The organism is Intestinimonas sp. (assembly GCF_026169115.1).
Lineage (GTDB): Bacteria > Bacillota > Clostridia > Oscillospirales > Oscillospiraceae > Intestinimonas.
The window spans coordinates 1-18,141 of sequence record NZ_JAPFEA010000001.1; the positions used below are offsets into that span (position 1 = coordinate 1).

General features: G+C 58.6%; 17 protein-coding genes and 1 pseudogene. 11 read left to right on the forward strand and 7 right to left on the reverse strand.

The window, feature by feature from the left end:
• Positions 1-134: 134 nt before the first annotated feature.
• Positions 135-806 carry an aspartate/glutamate racemase family protein gene (locus Q0Y09_RS00005; RefSeq protein WP_297716322.1) on the reverse strand — a complete coding sequence of 224 codons (672 nt, stop codon included), beginning with the start codon at positions 804-806 and terminating at the stop codon, positions 135-137.
• Between the two features lie 256 nt (positions 807-1,062).
• Here Q0Y09_RS00005 and Q0Y09_RS00010 point away from each other — a divergent pair, with 256 nt between their 5' ends.
• The 3 genes from Q0Y09_RS00010 to lysA all read left to right on the forward strand — a co-directional run bounded on the left by Q0Y09_RS00010 (position 1,063) and on the right by lysA (position 3,863).
• Positions 1,063-1,899, forward strand: coding sequence for a class II fructose-bisphosphate aldolase (locus Q0Y09_RS00010; protein WP_297716323.1), 837 nt, complete (start codon positions 1,063-1,065; stop codon positions 1,897-1,899).
• Positions 1,886-2,182, forward strand: a complete 297-nt coding sequence (locus Q0Y09_RS00015) for a hypothetical protein (protein ID WP_297716324.1) — start codon at positions 1,886-1,888, stop codon at positions 2,180-2,182. The genes Q0Y09_RS00010 and Q0Y09_RS00015 overlap by 14 nt, the downstream gene beginning before the upstream one ends.
• 391 nt (positions 2,183-2,573) lie before the next feature.
• On the forward strand, positions 2,574-3,863 hold the full coding sequence (gene lysA, locus Q0Y09_RS00020) for a diaminopimelate decarboxylase (RefSeq protein ID WP_297716325.1): 1,290 nt from the start codon (positions 2,574-2,576) through the stop codon (positions 3,861-3,863).
• Positions 3,864-3,916: 53 nt separating this feature from the next.
• Here the strand turns inward: lysA and Q0Y09_RS00025 are convergent, their stop codons facing one another.
• From Q0Y09_RS00025 to Q0Y09_RS00040, 4 genes are all read right to left on the reverse strand, one after another.
• Complete coding sequence (locus tag Q0Y09_RS00025; RefSeq protein WP_297716326.1) at positions 3,917-5,194, reverse strand: hydrolase; 1,278 nt, start codon at positions 5,192-5,194, stop codon at positions 3,917-3,919.
• An 85-nt stretch (positions 5,195-5,279) separates the two neighbouring features.
• Positions 5,280-5,792: a Gx transporter family protein gene (locus tag Q0Y09_RS00030; protein ID WP_297716327.1), complete on the reverse strand. Its 513-nt coding sequence runs from the start codon at positions 5,790-5,792 to the stop codon at positions 5,280-5,282.
• A gap of 12 nt (positions 5,793-5,804) precedes the next feature.
• Positions 5,805-6,203: a NusG domain II-containing protein gene (locus tag Q0Y09_RS00035; RefSeq protein ID WP_297716328.1), complete on the reverse strand. Its 399-nt coding sequence runs from the start codon at positions 6,201-6,203 to the stop codon at positions 5,805-5,807.
• On the reverse strand, positions 6,184-7,146 hold the full coding sequence (locus Q0Y09_RS00040; protein WP_297716329.1) for an FAD:protein FMN transferase: 963 nt from the start codon (positions 7,144-7,146) through the stop codon (positions 6,184-6,186). Before Q0Y09_RS00040 ends, Q0Y09_RS00035 begins: the two co-directional genes overlap by 20 nt.
• Positions 7,147-7,418: 272 nt before the next feature.
• Here Q0Y09_RS00040 and Q0Y09_RS00045 point away from each other — a divergent pair, with 272 nt between their 5' ends.
• From Q0Y09_RS00045 to Q0Y09_RS00065, 5 genes are all read left to right on the forward strand, one after another.
• On the forward strand, positions 7,419-8,219 hold the full coding sequence (locus Q0Y09_RS00045; RefSeq protein ID WP_297716330.1) for a hypothetical protein: 801 nt from the start codon (positions 7,419-7,421) through the stop codon (positions 8,217-8,219).
• Positions 8,220-9,031: 812 nt separating this feature from the next.
• Entirely contained in the window at positions 9,032-10,351 is a 1,320-nt protein-coding gene (locus tag Q0Y09_RS00050; RefSeq protein WP_297716331.1) for a Wadjet anti-phage system protein JetA family protein, read from the forward strand.
• Between the two features lie 13 nt (positions 10,352-10,364).
• Positions 10,365-10,934 (forward strand): DUF4194 domain-containing protein, encoded by a 570-nt coding sequence (locus Q0Y09_RS00055; RefSeq protein WP_297716332.1) that lies wholly within the window; start codon positions 10,365-10,367, stop codon positions 10,932-10,934.
• Positions 10,931-14,272 carry an ATP-binding protein gene (locus Q0Y09_RS00060; RefSeq protein WP_297716333.1) on the forward strand — a complete coding sequence of 1,114 codons (3,342 nt, stop codon included), beginning with the start codon at positions 10,931-10,933 and terminating at the stop codon, positions 14,270-14,272. The genes Q0Y09_RS00055 and Q0Y09_RS00060 overlap by 4 nt, the downstream gene beginning before the upstream one ends.
• Positions 14,269-15,465, forward strand: a complete 1,197-nt coding sequence (locus tag Q0Y09_RS00065; protein WP_297716334.1) for a Wadjet anti-phage system protein JetD domain-containing protein — start codon at positions 14,269-14,271, stop codon at positions 15,463-15,465. The genes Q0Y09_RS00060 and Q0Y09_RS00065 overlap by 4 nt, the downstream gene beginning before the upstream one ends.
• 157 nt (positions 15,466-15,622) lie before the next feature.
• Here Q0Y09_RS00065 and Q0Y09_RS00070 read toward each other — a convergent pair whose 3' ends face one another.
• A complete protein-coding gene (locus Q0Y09_RS00070) occupies positions 15,623-15,808 on the reverse strand; it encodes a hypothetical protein (RefSeq protein ID WP_297716335.1) in 186 nt (61 codons plus the stop codon).
• A gap of 544 nt (positions 15,809-16,352) precedes the next feature.
• Here Q0Y09_RS00070 and Q0Y09_RS00075 point away from each other — a divergent pair.
• From Q0Y09_RS00075 to Q0Y09_RS00085, 3 genes and pseudogenes are all read left to right on the forward strand, one after another.
• Positions 16,353-16,595: a transposase gene (locus tag Q0Y09_RS00075; RefSeq protein WP_297716338.1), complete on the forward strand. Its 243-nt coding sequence runs from the start codon at positions 16,353-16,355 to the stop codon at positions 16,593-16,595.
• Positions 16,540-16,659, forward strand: a pseudogene (locus Q0Y09_RS00080) (transposase); the annotation flags it as partial. The gene Q0Y09_RS00075 and the pseudogene Q0Y09_RS00080, both read left to right, overlap by 56 nt.
• A 173-nt stretch (positions 16,660-16,832) precedes the next feature.
• The gene (locus tag Q0Y09_RS00085; protein WP_297716336.1) at positions 16,833-17,237 is read left to right on the forward strand and encodes a hypothetical protein; all 405 of its coding nucleotides are present in this window, start codon (positions 16,833-16,835) and stop codon (positions 17,235-17,237) included.
• Between the two features lie 352 nt (positions 17,238-17,589).
• Here Q0Y09_RS00085 and Q0Y09_RS00090 read toward each other — a convergent pair.
• A partial coding sequence (locus Q0Y09_RS00090) for a hypothetical protein (RefSeq protein WP_297716337.1) occupies positions 17,590-18,141 on the reverse strand: 552 nt, incomplete at its 5' end.

Sequence of the window (18,141 nt, forward strand, 5' to 3'; positions counted from 1 at the left end):
CCGCCGCAGGCGGCCAGGGAGAACACGAGGGCGGAGGTAAGGAGCAGTGCAGTGAGTCTCTTCTTCATGACGGTACTTCCTTTCATTCCATTCTTTTTTCACGCCCGCAGACTGCGGGCGAACCTAAACGGATCTCAGAGGGCGCCCTTGCGCTCCAGGGCCTTCTTCAGCTCGGCGGCGCCGAACCGGGGGCTGCCCAGGAAGGGCTTGCCGTAGGTGGCCTCCAGATGGGGCTCGGCATAGGCCATGGAGCCCTGGGCCAGCACCACCACGTCCACCTGGTCGATGATGGCCTTGGCCGCCTCGGTGAGCCGGGCCTTGAACTGGTCCTGGTCCAGGCCGAAGGCCCCGTCCACCAGGCAGTCCACCAGCTCCACCTTCTTACCGGCCTCCCGGGCCACCCGCAGCACCGTGTTCTTGGTGGGCTCCAGGGTGGTGGGCAGGGTGGCCATCACGCCGATGCGGCTGCCCCTGCGGACGGCCTCCCGGCACATCTCCTCGTCCACCCGGACGATGGGCACGCCGATGTATCGGGCCGCGTCCTGGGCGCAGTCTGCCACTTCACCCACGCTGCTGCACAGGTTGAGCATGGCGTCCACCCCGGCCTGAGCGGCCTGCATATACATGCCGATGAGCCGCGCCGCCGGAGCCGTGGTCACATAGCCCGCCTCCCGGACGTCGGCCAGGATGCTGGGGTCCTGGAGACTGTAAAGCTCCACATCCTCGCCCAGCTGGCCCTTGACCTCCCGCTCCACCAGCTCAATGAGCTCGGGGGTGGTGCTGGTGTAGATCAGACCTACCTTCATATCCGTTGACCTCCTCTGTAAACATCCTATGTTTTACATCCTATGTTAAGAGTAGCAAATTTCTCCGCTGTTGTAAATCCGTAATATGTCCCAGCTTTTACCTCCTGTTTTTATGCAATATCTACAACTTTCTGCATTAGTAAGAACAAAACCTTTCTTTCGCAGGAGGAATCACTTGACAAGGAAGGGGGCAGATGATAGGATGCTCGAAAACATAGGATGTTTTGTGTGGTATCATAAAAAGGAGGGCTTTTCCATGCATTATTTTCAGGCGGCAAGGACAGGCGGCTACGCTGTGGGCGCCTTTATCGCCGACACGCTGGACACCATGGAGGCGGTGGCCGACGCCTGCGCCCAGGCGGGGCTGCCCGCCGTCATGATGGCCGGCATGGCCACCGTCCGGTTCCTGGGGCCGGAGCGATATGTGGACCTGTGCCGCTCGGTGGGACGGGGGCGCTCCATCCCCGTCTATGCCCATCTGGACCACTGCACCGACCGGGACCTGCTGCTGCGGTGCGCTGAGGCCGGCTTCGACTCCGTCATGTTCGACGGCTCCCAGCGTCCCTTTGCCGAAAATGTGGCCATCTGTGCTGAGCTGGCGAAAAAATGCCACATCCGGGGCGCCCTGCTGGAGGGCGAGCTGGGGGTCATCGCCGGCCAGGAGGAGCATGTGGAGAGTGCCGTGAGCCGCTTCACCGACCCGGCTCTGGCGGAGGAATTCGTCCGCCGCACCGGGGTGGACGCCCTGGCGGTGTCGGTGGGCAACGCCCACGGTCTCTATCAGGGCGCGCCCGAGCTCCAGTTCCCCCTGCTGGAGGAGCTGGCCCGGCGGTGCGCCATTCCCCTGGTCCTCCACGGCGGCACCGGCATCCCCGGCGCTGACCTCCGCCGGGCGGTGTCCATGGGGGTGTGCAAGATCAACGTGGGCACCGAGCTGCGCCGGGCCTATATGGACGCCGTCCGGGACTACGCCTCCCAGGAGGGGGGCACCGCCATCGGCCTGTCCCAGGCCATCCGGGACCGGGTCCGCCCGGCGGCGGCCAGATACCTGGAGGACTACCGGCCGGGAGGTGACCGCCATGCGGCTCTTTGAGAGCGACAACGTCTGGAAGCGCCGGAAACGGGCTCAGGACCGGGCCAACGCGCCCGACACCCCGGAGCGCCGGCGGGAGGAGGCCCGTCAGGCCATGGTCAGCCAGTTCCTGTGGCTCTTCGGGGCCCTGCTTCTGGACGCCCTGGGCCTGCTGGGGCTGAAGCTGGGGGTCATCGTCCCCGACGTGGTCACCGTGGGCTTCCTCATCGTGCTGGCGGGCTACGCCCTCATCTCCATCCGACCGGCGGTGGACGCCTACCGCCACTGGAAAAGTCTCCCCTGAACTCCGTGAGCCTGTCGACAAAGTCGACAGGCTCTCTCAAAAATGCAAGTATTTTTTCGAAGGGATGCAGCCTGCTGCGTCGCACTTCGTTGGGCCCCAAACAAAGCCGCTTTGCTGGGCTTTGTTTGGGGCCCAACTCGCACGCTTGCAGGCTGAGAAGCGTTTTTTCCAAGGCACATGTCCTTGGAAAAAACAGATTTTTCTTCCGTTGTCTGCGGACAACGGAACTCTGCGAGACTCTTGCACGAAATTTGAGGTGTTTCTGCTTTTTCGACAAGCTGCGTTTTTTGTCGGTGACCGGTTGCGCATGGCCGCAAAGCTGGTATAATATTGCCAGATACTCTGCGGGGGCCGCCGCTCCCGCCCACGAAAGACCGGGAGGCGATCACCCATGTGCATGGAGATCCGAGACAACACCCTTTATTTTGACGGCTGCGACGTCACCGCCCTGGCCCAGACCTACGGCACCCCCCTGTACGTCTACTCCCAGACCGCTCTGGAGGGGCGCTTCCAGGCCCTCCACACCCAGTTTCTGGACCGGTGGGAGAACACCCGGGCGGCCTATGCCGCCAAGGCTTTCTGCACCCCCGCTCTGCTGCGGCTGGTGAAGGAGGCCGGACTGTGCGTGGACGTGGTCTCCGGCGGCGAGCTCACCTGCGCCCTCGCCGCCGGCTTCCCCCCGGAGCGCATCGAGTTCAACGGCAACAACAAGCTGCCCGCTGAGCTGGAGCTGGCGGTGGAGCACGGCGTGGGGCGCATCATCATCGACGGGCTCCAGGAGCTCTCCCTGCTGGAATCCATCTGCGCCCAGCACGGGAAGAAGATGAAGGTCCTCTATCGGGTCACCCCCGGCGTCAAGGCCGACACCCACGACTATATCATCACCGGCAAAAAGGACTCCAAGTTCGGCATCCCCCTGGACGAGGACATCCTTTACCCCGCCGTCAAGGCCGCCATCGACTCCCCCTGGGTGGACCTGCTGGGCTTTCACTTCCATGTGGGCTCCCAGCTCTTTGAGGTCCGGCCCTATCTGGAGGCCCTGGACACGGTGCTGGGTCTGGTGAAGGAGTCCTGGACCCGGTACGGCTTCGCCATGACCGAGCTCAATGTAGGCGGCGGCTTCGGCATCTGCTATACCGACGAGACGCCCAGGGACTACGGCTGGTACCTGGACCCCATGATGGAGCGCATCGACGCTTTCTTCCGGGCGCTGGGGCTCCCCCACCCGGCGGTGGTCACCGAGCCAGGCCGCAGCGTGGTGGGCGAGGCCGGCATCACCCTCTATACCGTGGGCTCCATCAAGGACATCCCCGGCGTGCGGAAGTATGTGTCGGTGGACGGCGGCATGACCGACAACATCCGCCCCGCCCTCTATCAGGCCAGCTATCGGGCCGTTGCCGCCAACAAGGCGGAGGTCCCCGCCGAGGAGGTGGTGACCGTGTGCGGCAAGTGCTGCGAGTCGGGGGACATCCTCCTCCGGGACGCCGCCCTCCCCGCCCTGGAACAGGGGGACATCCTGGCCGTCCTCTCCACCGGGGCCTACGGCTACGCCATGGCCAGCAACTACAACTCCAACCCCATCCCGGCGGTGGTCCTGGTGAAGGAGGGCCGCTCCGGGCTCATGGTCCGGCGGCAGACCTGGGAGGACCTCCTCTCCACCAGCTGCGACCCCGGCCTGTAAGCTGTAAAAGCCGCCTGACGCATTGCGTCAGGCGGCTTTTGTTGTCTTTGTCCTTACCAGCCCACGCCCAGGTCGGGGCGCACGTCCAGGTCGATGATGTCCTCGGCGTTGTAGAACTGGAGATAGCGGTCCCGGGACCAGCGCAGGGTGGTCCCGTCCGGGTGGAGCCGGTCACAGATGACGGCGGAGATGTCGTCCTTCACATAGGAGAAGGAGTTGATCCCCACGCTGGCGAAGACCCGGAAGCCCATGCTCTGGAGGTACTGGAACATGGGGCCGGTCTTGTGCCAGTCATCCCCGTCGGGCCGGGCGCCGTGGGGATAGAAGAGGATGTTGGTGGGCCCCACCAGGGTCCCCACCTCGTCCAGCCACCGCTCGGTGTCGTTCTGGACCGACTGGAGAGTGCGCGTCTCGCTGCCCAGATTGATGTGGCCCCAGGTGTGGGAGCCGAAGGTCCAGCCCGTCTCCTTGAGCCGCTCGATCACCGGCTTCACCGCCTCGATCTCCCCCTGGCGGTAGGTCTCAAAGGCCGGCCGACCGGGGTCATTGGCGGCAATGTCCCGGTCATCCTGGGTCCGGTAGCCCAGGATGCCCTGGTAGCCGGTGAGGGAGAAGATGGCCTTGGCCCCGTTGAGGGAGAAGTCGGGGTGCTCCAGCACGAACTGGTCCAGGATGGGGGTGGCGTCCAGGTCCTGGGTGAGGAAGGTCTCCTTGGTGTAGGGGTCGGTGCATTCAGCCCAGATCTGACCGTCCTCCCCCACCACCAGCTTGGAGGTGAAGCCGCCCTCCAACATATACTCATAGTAGTTCACATCGTCGAAGGAGATGATGAGGGGCTTCTTCCCCTCGGGGAGCTGCAGCGTGTTGCGGACCATGCGGGGGCTGCCCCCGTCGGTGACCTCGCTCCAGACGTCCTCCATGGCCACCAGGATATAGTCCTTGTCATAGAGGTTCTGGAGGATCTTTTTGTACTCGTCCACCGTCACCATCCAGTCGTCCAGGCCGATGCGCTGGGACTCCGGCAGGGCGCTCTCATGGAAGGCATACTGGGGATAGGCGATGACGGGGTGGAAGAAGATGTGCTCCACCGGTTGGTCGGGCCCCCAGGACTGGGTGAGCTGTTCCTCCGACCAGTAGGTCCGCACGGCGTCATAGGGGTCGGCAGCCGGCGTGGGGCTGTTTTCAGACAGGGGTTCGCTCTCCTGAGCGGGAGTGGAGCTGGGGCTGGGGCTGGGCTGCCACTGGGCCTCCTCCTTGCCGCCACAGGCGGAGAGGGTCAGCGTGAGCCCCAGGGCCAGCAGGAGCGCCGCAGGACGGGTGAGCTGTTTCATCACGGGATTCCTCCATTATTTTTCTTGATAGGAGCATCATACGACACATTGGAGCGAAATACACTACAAAACGGTAACGAATCCGTTACGGTTTCCCCTCATCAAAGGGCACCCGGCGCACCAGCAGGATGGAGGCCGCGCCGGTGACCGCCCCGGTCAGGACGCTGGCCGCCAGCAGGGGGGCCAGATAGATGGCGATGGCCGGGGAGGCCAGCACGCCCATGGCCGCCAGGATCTGCCCGGTGTTGTGGGCGGCGGCCCCGGCGATGCACACGCCGAAGAGGGAGAGCCCCGGTACCCGGAGGAGGAGCCACATGGTACCCAGGGCCAGCAGCCCCCCGCTGAGGGAGAAGGCCAGGGCGGTGAGGTTGCCCCCCACCACCGCCCCCAGCAGGCAGCGGGAGACCAGAATGCCCAGGGCATCCCGCCCCGAAAGGCGGCACAGAGCGTATACCGTGACCAGATTGGCAAGGCCCAGCCGCAGGCCGGGCAAGGGGATGAGGACGCTCAGGGGCACCAGCCCCTCGCACACCGAGATGGCCAGGGCCAGAGCGGTGAGGACGGCGCAGCGGGTGAGCCGACGGACGGAGTGTGTCATGCTTCGCCCTCCTCAGCCGGTGACGGCGTCGGCTTCCGCCGCGCCGCCGGTGACGGTGATGACCAGCCGGTTGGGCAGGCACACGATCTGCCCGCCGGACCGGGAGACCCAGCCGGTGTGGACGCAGTCCTGGCTGGGGCAGTCGCTGTGCAGGACCCGGACCCGGCCATTCTCCCCTTCCACCGTGATGGGATACCGAACCCCCGGCACCTCCAGGGTGACCGGCTCCGTCAGGTCGGAAAGGGGGAGCTCCGCCACCAGCTCATTGTCTAAGACGATCCGGGCGGTGAGAAAGTTGCCGGACACAGGGCGAAAAAAATAGAAGATGGCCGCGGCGGCGGCCAGCACCGCCAGGACCACAAGACCATCCAGGGGGGTGGGCCGGGTGCGGTCAGCGGCGGACGATCTCATAGGTGTAGCCCGCCTCCTCTCCCAGCGGCTCCAGGCCCTCCTCCAGGCCCTGGGTCACATAGACATGGTCCTCCTCTGTCACCAGGATGAGGTCCATTCCAGCCACTGTGCCCTCCCCGCTCTCCCAACGGGTAAGGGCCTCCTCCGCCCCCAGGACATAGAGGGCGGTGGACCACGCGTCGGCCAGGGCGGGGTCCTCGGCCACCACCGTCACGGAGCGGAGGCCCGACTGGGCCGGATAGCCGGTCTCAGGGTCAACGATATGGTGATAGGTCTGTCCGTTGGCCTCAAAGTACCGCTCATACCCACCGGAGGTGGAGCAGGTCCGCCCCGCCGGCAGGGACATCATACACAAGTAGTCCTCTCCCCCACCCTGTGGGTCCCGGACATACACCCGGAAGGGACTGCCGTCTGGCCGGGTCCCCAGGGCGGTGATGTTGCCCCCCAGGGCGATCACGGCGGAGTCCACCCCATGGGCAGTGAGGACCTCCACCACATCGGCGGCGGCGGCCCCCTTGGCGATGGCCCCCAGGTCCACCGCCTGCCCTGCTATGGGCAGGGAGACGGTATCCCCGTCCAGCACCGGCAGGTCCCGGGTCAGGGACAGCAGCTTCTCCAGCTCGGCCTGGTCCGGCACCCGGTGGACCGCCGTGGTCTCGCTCTCGGTGGCGCCGAAGCCCCAGGCGTCCATAACGGGGGCCAGCACCGGATCGAAGGCCATCTCGCTCTCCAGGGCGGCGGCGTTGGCCTTCTCCAGGAGGGCTGCGGTGTCCGGGTCCACCTCCACCGGTTCGGCGCCGGCGGCGGCATTGAGCCGGGTCACATCGCTGCCAGGCCGGGTCCGGGACCACAGGGCGTCCAGCCGGTTGACCGCCTGCTGTGCGGCCACCAGCGCTTCGGCAGGGTCTCTATGATACGCAGTAATGGACATGGGGGTATCCATGGCAAAAAAGGATTGGCTGACCGGTTCTGCGGCAGGCCCACAGCCAGAGAGGAGCGCTACGGCACACAGGAGAGGAAAAATATGTTTCATCGTCTGCCTCACAGATAGAAAAATCAAGTTGATTGTATCATATCCGGTTCTTTCTGGCAACATAGGTTAGAATCGTCGTTTTTTCTTGTTGCAAAACGTCTGGGTTTCTGGTAGAATAGCATCTGTTAGACTGGCCGTTACACCGGCCAGTCGTTTTGAGCATCAAACGAGGAGATGGATCCATGGATAAAGAAAAACGCGCGGCGGATAAGCGCGCGGCACGCAACCACAAAGAGGACATCGTTCTGAACCGGGTTCTCATCTGGTTTGGCGCCGCTGTGGTGGCGGAGCTGGTCCTGCTGCTGCTGAACCGCTACTATATCAATGTCACCACCGCCCCCGGTGAGATCGAATTCGCCGGCGCCCTGCTGAAGGCTTGGCCTGTGCTCATCGGTGTCACCGCTGTCGGCGCCGCGCTCTGTCTTTTCTGGAGCTATTTCTGGGCCAAAGGCGGCAAGCGCATCACCTTACCCGCCATCCTGGCCGGCGTTTTCTTCGTGGGCCTGGTGATCTCCGTGGTCACCTACCGCTTCTATGCCACCGGCGTGCAGTTCCTCTGCGGGGCCGTCCCTGCCGCCGCCGTGCTGGCTCTGGTGTACTACCTCTATCAGCATGAGTTCTTCGCCGTCACCGTTCTCTCCGCCCTGGGGCTGGTGGGCCTGTGGCTCTTCCGCCGGGCCGGCGGCGGACACCAGACGCTGGTCTATGCCTACGTGGCGGTCCTGGCGGTGATCCTGGTGGGGACCGTGCTGCTGTGCCGTTCCCTCTCCGCCAAGGACGGCGTCCTCACCCTGGGCGGCAAAAAGCTCCAGCTTTTCTCCCGCAGCGCCTCCTACGGCATGATCTACCTCACCTGCGCCGTGGTGGCTGTGGCTGTGGCCGCCGCCCTCCTGTTGGGCACGGCGGTCGCCTACTACCTCATCTTCGCGCTGGTGGCCTGGATCTTCATTATGGCCGTCTATTACACCGTAAAGCTGATGTGACCTGCGGCAGGCTTTGCCGCAAACAGGATTTTGAATGAAAAAGCAGCCAGGGATCGCTATGGTGGTCCCTGGCTGTTTTTTTGACCGCTTGTGCATATTCCAGCCTCCGCCAACGTGCAAATGCAGAGCAGGTCAACAAAAAAGCCGATGGAATTCATAGCACCGTGATTTTGAGTGAGATTCCAGACCATGGAGTAAAACGTCTACGTACAGGTGCTGAGCGGAATCGCTCTGCACAAGGCCCCCGAACTCCCGGCATCTTGCTTTCAAAGCGGTTCTCCGCATTTTACAGGCGTTTATAGTGGTTTTGCATGTAGTCAGAGAGCCCTTCTTGACCAGGTGCGGCATCCGCTGCCACAGCCTGTCCAGAAGGGCTCTTTTTCATGTTCAGGTTTTTGGTATGTTACCTCTGAGAAGTCTGAAAGGGACAGTTTTTACACCAAGCATGCTCAGTTGCTGAATGTGCCCAGATCTTACAGGCCCCCCAGGGGGAAGTCATTCCTTTCTTTTTTGTCGATGATATCGCAGGCATTGGAGCTTGACGCAGCCGGAATATTCCTATAAAGTTAATTTTGACAAAGCGGGCCACCATAAATAACAGAGCCGTACTCTTTTGATTCCTTACTGTAAAAACAAGCCAGAAAGCCGTTCTGCAAAAAGTTTTCTGCACAAATAGGCCTGATGCTTTGGATACCTTAACCGTTCTCTCTACCTGAATGGGAGGTCTCAAAATGAATCTTTTTGATTTACTCAATTCGAAAATGTTCCGGCCTCTGGCGGGGCGGCATCAACGTATTTATGCTGACTTGTTGATGCTGATCTGGGACAGATGCAGCACGTCCCAGGACTACAGCATAGAAAAAAGCACCCTCACAGAGCTGGCAGAGACCTATATGGAAGGACTGGGGACCCTTCTGCCGCCGGACGAAGAAGACGAATGGGACGGAGCGGCATCCGATGCCAGAAGCCAGAGCCTGCTGTTCGTGCGCCGCTTGCGGGATACGGGATGGCTGGAAGATTTGGAGGGCGGATATGAGGAGGAGCCCCGCACCGCTCTGTGTGCCCTGGCAGTCCGGCTGCTTCAGCTCTTTGACCAGCTGCTCCACCCCAAGACCGTCACTTACAGCGGAAAGCTCTTAAAAGCATACCGGCTGCTCCAGGATATGGAACAGGAAAAAAGTCCCTATGAGAATGTACTCAAGGAAGTCTCCTCTGATATGGCGGACCTGAACACCTCCCTGCGGCAACTCAATGCGTCCATCGGGACCTACATCGATCAGCTGACACGGAACCGGACGCCCCAGGAAGTCTTGGACCTGTTTCAGCAGTACGAAGATGAGATCGTGGTGGCAGCCTACCACCGCTTCAAGACCAGCGACAATCTTTTTCAGTACCGAACCGGGATTCTGGAGGGGCTGGATACCTGCAGCGGGCGGTATGCCGAGGTATTGGCCGCGGATTACTGCAGAGTGGAGCGGGTCAGCGAGGCGGAAGCCGCCATTGCGGTACGAAGGCTGGTCCAGAAGGTGCGGGATGAGCTGGAGATCATGCGGGATCTGCTGGCGGAGATCGACCGCAACCATGTGATCTACCGGAAGCGGGCTGTACAGCGGGCTCAGTTCATGCTGCTCTCCGACGGCTCTGCCCAGGGAAAAATCAGCGATCTGCTGCGGTATTACACCCAGACCATTCAGCACCCGGAAGAGCTGTTCGAGCCAGACGAGAGCCCTTTGAGCCGCCATTGGAAATTCTATCCCACGGAGACCTTGGACAGGAACTTTCTTAAGCCTGTCGTCAACAGCCGAAAACCCACCCTCATCGAGCAGGCGCCTCCGGAGCCTCCCATAGCCGAGGAGGAACTCCAGCGTCAGCAGGCGCTGCTGCTGGAATATGTCCGTCAGGCGGTCACGCTGGAAAATGTAAATCGTTTTGCCGGTCAGGTGCTAGAGCACCGGGAAACGGTTTCCGCTCTGGAACTGGCTTCTGCACAAAGTCAGGAATTTATCAAAATCATCGGACTTCACACATACTCACAGTCCCCTGATCGCAATTATGAGATCTCCGAACAGGAGGAATGGGTTGCCTGCGGCGGATTCCGGTTCCAGCAGTTCTGGATACGCAGACGAAGCTGAAAGAGAGGTTTCTATGGACGTAAGAGAGGTCGCCAACTATCTGCTCAACCACTGCTTTCTCCCGTCGCAGGCGGAAGACCTGCGAGAAAAGCATTACTATGCGGTCAATCACCTGGAGGAGCTGCGCCGGATCTTCAAGCCCCTGGGTTATACGGTTGTCTACCATTCCGCACCTTTGAAGGTGATCTCACTGGTCAGCGAGTATGAGGGAAATCAGGCGAAGCTGAATAAATACGAGAGTATCCTGCTGTTGATTTTCCGGCTGCTGTATTTGCAAAAGCGGGAAAAGCTCTCTCTGGATGGAGAGCACGTCGTCGTCACAGTGGGAGAGATCCAGGAGGAGTATCAAAAGCTGGGACTTCCCCGCAAGCTGGATCGGATCACACTGGAATCCATCCTGCGGACCCTCAAGGCCTACAATTTGGCAAAGCCGCTGGACCGCCTCACCGGGGAAGATGCCAAAATCGAGATCTATCCCACGGTCATTCTAGCACTGCCGGACAATGTCCTGAAGGCGTCCAGAGATGAGACGGCCGCGGCGCTGGACAAGTACCGCAGGGTTGTTGAGGAGGAGGATGTATGATTACGCTGTGCCGCCTACGGCTGATCAACTGGCATAATTTTGTCGACGACCTTCTGAATATCCAGCAGATCACCTATCTGATCGGCGTCAACGGTGTCGGCAAGACCACAATCCTGGACGCCCTGCGGTATTGCCTCACCACCAGCAAAAGCTTCAACGCCCTGGGTAACCGCAAAAGCAAGCGGACGCTTCTGGGTTCGGTACACGGCAAACAGCGGGATCAGGACGGAGACCGTCCCCGATACAGCCGCAAGGGGCACACTGTATCCTATATCGGCGCTGAGTTTCGGGATGATACCGCAGTCCCTGGGAAGGACACCTTTGTCATTACGGTCCGGGTGGAATCGGAGAAACCTGATGAGGACATGCGTCACGTACAGCAGCGCTGGTACATCTCTCCCCGGGGCGTCATGCTGGAGGACCTCCCCTTCCTGGGTCCCGACCATGTTCCCACAAAGCGGGAACAGTTTTGCCTGAAAAACAGGAAAATGCGGGATACCGACAATCAAAAGCTGGCAAAAGACCTGATCTGCCGTGCGCTGGGGATCGGAGCGGCAGACTCCCCGCTGGGGAAGAAATTCTGTGCAGTGTTCCCCATGGGCACCAGTATGGATGACATTGCAGACTTCCGGGAATTCATCTATCACTACATCCTCCCTCAGCCGGAAATTGACCCCCAAGCACTGCAGCAGGAGCAGATCGAACTGGATCATCTCAACGACGTGCTGCTCCAGGCAAAGGAGCGGGCGCAGCTGCTGAGAGAGATCAGTACCCTGGGCGAGACGGCCCGTTCCAAGCAGCGGGACTGCAGAGTGAACCAGGGGTTTGTTCTGTATGCCAGCCAACAGGCGGCAGCCGAAGAGGAAGAACAGATCCTTACCGCCATCCGCGACGGAAACCGGGAGATCGACCGTCTGCAAGAAGAGCTTCAGGAGCAGAAGGAGCGGACGGAGCAGGCCCACCAGCGGTGGATGGATGCCCTGCGGGAAAACCAGAACAGCCCGGAACGCCAGCAGCTGCAAGTCTTCGAGGATCTGGTAAAGGACCGGGAAAGGGACTACACGGAGGCCAGAAAAGCCCTTTCCTCTCTGCAAAACGCAAAACAGGAGCTGGAAGCTCTGAATCGAAAGCTGGCTGACTGCGGACGATCACTTCCGGAGGAACAGATGCCGGACGCCATTGAGCAGCTGCCGGAGCAGCGGCAGACGGAGCAGCTCACCGCCATGGAACAATTGCTTCGGGAGCGGGAAGACTCCCTGGATCAGGAGGAATTTCAGGTCCGAAGCGATCTCCAGAAGCTAAAAGAGCGGCAGAAAACCCTTCAGGCGAAAATCGAAACACTGGAAAAGGGTCAGTTGGTCTATCCGGATCAGGACCGGGCAAAACGGGTCTGCCAAGCCATCAACCGGGAGCTGGCCCAGCAGGGCATGGAGGCCGATGCCCGCATTCTCTGCGAGATCCTGACGGTGCAGGAGCCCGACTGGCAAGCGTGTATCGAAGCCTGTCTTGGAAATCGCCGTTTTGACATCTTCGTTTCCCCCCGGCATTACCGTACCGCCAAACGGGTATTTGAGCATCTGAAAGCCGAGGTGGGACAGGTCAGCCTTCTGGACAGTCCGGCTCTGGAACGGGACAGCGGAAAAGACGCCGCCGCCCCGCAGCCCGGCACCCTTGCCGCCAAAGTCACCAGTGAAAACTGGCTGGCCAGATACTACGTACAGAACCTGTTGGCGCAGATTATCTGCTGCGATACGTCGGAGACGCTGGAAGCGTATCCCCAGAGCGCCACAAAAGATCTTCTGCGGCACTATCCTTATCGGTTGGCGCGCCTGCGCACGCCTGTGCTGTATATCGGCATGGAAGCCCGCAAGCAGCAGTTGAAAGCCGCCCGGGAGGAGTTTTCAATTCTGCGCAGACAGCTGGCCAAGTGTTCTGCCCAGGCACAGTCCCTGCGGGATATTCTGGAGCAATGCCGCCGCATTCTGCACAGCAGCGTTCTGGAGGATCTGCGCAAAAACTGGGGCAGCGCCCAGCGGCATCAGACCAGTTGGCAGGCTCTGGAGCAGGCACGGCAGGAATACGAGATATGGAAAGAAAATCCCATTCTCCAGGCAAAGATCACCGCCGAACATCTCTGCCAGGAGGAATGGACACGGCAGGATCAAAAGCGGGTGGAAATCGAAGCTGCGCTCCGCTCCCAGACGGATAAGGTCCTGGAAAAACAAGGGATGCAGGAGCAGGCCATCCGGGAGGCGGATGAAGCCAGAGCTGGCTGGCTGGTGTTTTGTCAACAGGAGCCCTTGCTGCAGACAGAGGTAGAGAAAAAATATCAGGACGCAGCCCGCAGCCGTCCCCCGGACAAGATCGTCCAATACCAGACGAATTATCAAAATCAAGTGGACAGAGCCCTGGATGAATGGCTGCGGGACCATCTGATCCCTAAGCAGCGGGAATATAACACCATCTACACCTGCGACTATCCCCTGGGACTGGAAGGCATCGAGACCTTCCGGGAACAGCAGGAACGGCTGGTCCATGTGGATCTGGAACGGTACTCTACCAGTCTGCACCAGGCTCAGGAACGGTGCCGCCAGCGTTTCCGTGAAGACATTCTGTATCGGATGAAGGATGATATCTATAATGCCAAGCGGCAATTCCGGGAACTCAACCACACAATGGGAAACCTGCAGTACGGCGAGGAGGTCTATCAGTTCGTCATCCAGGCCAGTAACGACCCTGAACGCCGGGCATTTTATGATGTAATCATGCAGGATAGCAACCGGCGGATTCAGGGGGACGGCAGCATCGAAGATTTTCTGGCCCGCAATGACCCGGCCTACGAAACACAGGTCAACGAATTGATGGAGCGGATCCTGGCAGAACTGAAAGTCAACGCCCAGCGCCGCCTGGAGGGAAAGCAGCTATCCACAGAGCTGTCTCACTATGTGGACTACCGATACTACCTGGAGTATGACATTGAGTGCCACAACCAGATCACTGGCGGCGTGACCCGTCTTTCCGCTGTCAGTCAGGACAGCAGCGGTGGAGAGAATCAGGCGCCGTTCTACATTGCAATCTGTGCGTCACTGCTGCAGATCTACGACAAATGCGAGAACAGCATTCGCCTGGCACTACTGGACGAGGCGTTCAGCCGCATGACCAGTGACCGCATTCGCCCCATGATGCAGATGCTGCGCAAAATGCAGCTGCAGACGGTGCTTATCACCACAGTGGAAAAAGCCTCGGCCATCCAGCCCTACTGTGACACCACCTGTTCCATTATCAAAAGCGGTACGCGCAATGCTGTCCGCCCGTTTTATCAGGATGTGATGGAATGATAGACTACACCCACGAAATTCTCACGGCGATGGTGGATTGCTATGAACGCAGGAAAGGAACTTCTGCCCAAGATGGTAAATCTCGTCGGGCGATAACCATCGATCTCGCAAAGCATTATCCCATGTACCGGGATCACCTGAGTGAGGAGGAGCAGGACATTGACGACGCGGTGACGCACCTTTCCAGTTGGCAGATGGTTACCGCCCCCCGCAGTGACCAGGGATACTACACCAAGATCACCCTGCGGCTGGACCATATTCAGGAAATCTATGAATTCTTGGGGCGGAAACCAGCTCAGGAGATCCGGCAGGAGCAGCTGCAGCTTCTTTTGGAGGCCCGAAGACAAAACCCGGACACCCTCTCCGGCCGCTTTGCCGGAAAGATGATAGCCGCACTTCAGGCAGGGCGTTCACCGGGATACGGCCTGCAGGGGAATCTTGAGAAACTGCGGGATGTTCTGCTGGCTCTGGAAAAAATCGGGCAGCTGAAGGAAGATACCTATGTGCGCAATTTTTCTGAGGCCGTATTCCATGACTCCAAGCACTTTCAATCCATTTCCGGGATCATCCGTAGTATTCTCTCTGATCTGACGGACCAGCCGGTGGAAAAGAAGCAGATCCTGGAATATTACAATCTTTTGGAAAATCCAACCTACCTCTACTTGAAAGGCGGCTGGATATTGGAGTTTCCGGACTCATGTATCCGTGTTACCGATCTTCCAGGCGGCATTGGCTTGACCTCTGATGGCTTGCGCGCAATACGGTCTGTCCTCCTGGAGACCCAGACAGTCATCACCGTAGAGAACCTTACTACCTATCACGACATACCATCAGGAAATCAAGCTGTTTTATATCTGGGTGGTTTCCCAAATTCCGCACGGGCGAGTTTTCTCCGTATGGTCTACAATTCCAAACCGGACGCTGTTTATCTGCACTATGGGGATCTGGATCCATACGGGTTTTTGATTCTGGAAAACCTGAAACAAAAAACCGGAATTCCGTTTGTCCCCGCAGGAATGGATCTTGCTTCGCTGCAAGCTTGCTTCCAGACAGGTCATTACCGTCCGTTGACCGCAGAAGATCGGAAAGTCATGCAGTCACCTATGCTCTGTGCCTACCGAGAAATATTTGCTTTCATGCAGGCACATAACTGTAAAGCGGAGCAGGAAGCTCTCTCAGCAATGAAATTATAACTGCCGTCCTGGTATCCGTAGGCGGGAGGCAGCTTGAACAGACGCTCATTCTATATCTGAGGAGAAGGTGACACGAAATGATGGTTTCATTGCCTTTGTCTACGATCTTGTCAGCACCATCGTCTTGTCCTGCCGCTCTTTTGCAGTCTCCAGGCCGTCAAAATTCCCCAGGTCCCGGACGCTCTGCCTGCTGGATCAGGGTGCTGGGGCAATGTCTCCCCAGCTGCCCGTGAATACTCTCCGAGCGCAGTCTGCACATCTCCAACAGGGTATCCACCATCAGCAGGTGGTCCTGGTAGGAGCAGAAGGCGATAGGATTGGTCTCCACATAGAGGGCGATCATGGCTTGAGTCTACCGGAGCACCGCCTCATACCGGCCTCTTTCAAAATACTCCGAGAGCAGTTGTTCAAAATAGGTGTGGCACCAGACAAGTGGAGAGGCGTCGTGTCAGCGGCGCCTCTCCAGTCTTTAGTTGGATGCGCTCATGGTTGTAATGGTGTCCAGCACCAGGTTTACCGTCCGTTGCGTTCGTAGGTACGAAAACTGCGTTTCCGCTGCTGCGCAATCGCTTCCGCAAGAGCTATATCCTTCTCCGGCCTGTCCCGGCGATGGACAGAGGTGTAGTAACCGCTTCTGGATACTCCAAAGACTCTACAATGACTACCACGGGATACTCTTCCCTATGACGACATATGACACGGTATTTTACCTGTGTCTTCACTCCCTCGTATAATGTATTTACGGTTTGTTGTTCCACAAGCCATGTGGGATAATAAGGCCAGCGGACGGAGGGCTCAGGTCACTTCCTTGAAGTGCAGCTTCCAAAGAAAGAATTGCGCCCCTGTCTTTGCGGGTTGACACGAATGAGGATGATCTGCTCATCGGCATGGAGGCCACCGGCCACGACTGGCTGAGCGTATATGGGTATCTGCTGGATCATGGTTTTGAGGTAAAGGTCATCAATCCCATCCAGTCTGAGGCATTTCGGAAAATGTACATCCGACAGACAAAGAATGACCGGCAGCTATATCACGACCATTCCCGGTATCGGGGACATCCATCGCTTCGATGCCCCCAACAAGCTGGTCGCCTTTGCCGGGCTGGACGTGCGGGTCACGCAGTCCGGTGAATTCACCGGCACCCGTCAGAAGATCTCCAAACGGGGCTTGCCCTATCTCCGACGGACCATCTGGCTGTCCGCCTCCAGGGCGGCCTTTTGCGACTCCGTTCTCAAAAAGGACAGGCCATGGCAGCCCGTTTCACTAGAAGGAAAATAATGGATATTTTGTCGACTTAAGTCGCCCGTCATCGATTTTTCACCGCACCCTTTATCATGGAATCATCTTTTGGAAAAAGGTGGTTCTCTATGACAAAAACAGAAGCTGTGATTCGTTCGATCCTTGGTGCCGCCGGACCTGATATCCGCCCCTTGGCGTATGCTGTGGATATTGCCATGAACCTCATGTTTGTTCAGAAAATTCCCATGGACGATATCTATGTGACGGATGATATCTATCCTGATGTGGCCAAGTTCGTGAAAAACAGGCGTGGAAAGCCATCATCTCCAGAAGCTGTCTCCAGACGCATCGAACGCTTGGCCAATCTCTGCTGGGATACCTTGGTCTCCAGAAAACTTGTCCTGAAATACCTGGGTGCCCCGCTTGAAAATATTCGTGCTCCAAGGGATATGATTTTCTATCTCGCCTTCTATATATATTTAGATACTCCGTTTTTCATAGCGATTCAGAAACAACCTGCCCTGCTCTTTTGATCTGGGCAATTTCTTATGCTTTCGCTTATCTCCCTCCCACCAAAATATTTTTTACCTTACCCTATTGACTTTTTATAGCTGGTCTTTCGGCTCATGGGTATAGAAAAAGGACACTTGATTTTCACTGCTGTCCTTATAGGTTACTTGTTTCGTTTTGCTTTTTATCTTTAAGTTTACTACTAAAGTTTGCTTGGATAAATCCTTTTTCACCTAAATTATAAAACAATGCGACACATTCTCCATCTTGTGTTTCATAATAAAAGGCTTCATGTTTATCACTTCCAATAACCTTACAGAACAGAAATATCCGGGAGATACCCGAACAGGGCGATATGTGGACGATCATGGTTTGTCAATCTGGCGTCCCCACATAAAACTCAGCCATATCATCCAATCGCAGACAGGCCAAACGGCGGTGAGATGTTTTCAAGTTGCCGCAGCCACAGTCAATGTCGATGATGCCATTGCCATACCAGATAGAAAGATCCTCCCCACAGTTTTCGGAGAGGTAAGAGGTGGGCGTATGGCCCACAATGCAGATCGTGTCTGCCCAGGGACTGATGCTGTCCGGCGCTACACGTCCCCAGATGCGGGTGTCTCGGTCACTGCCGGGGAAACCATGAACCAGATGAAATTTCTGAGTGCCCACCACCAGATCCAGATGATCCGGCAGCCCGGAGAGGAAACGCAGGATCGCGTTGCGCTCCTGATGGGTCCTGTGGTAGAGCAGTTCCCGGTAGGTAGGCATTCCGCCATTCTGTCGCCAAAGTTCCCGCGCACCGAACTCATTGTTGGGCCCCAGCGTGCTCAGACACATCTGCTCTTGGTTGCCCAGGCGCAGCGTCATATTGGGAGCGGCCATTTTCATCTGCCGGACATCCACGCCCATTGAACCGCGGTCGAG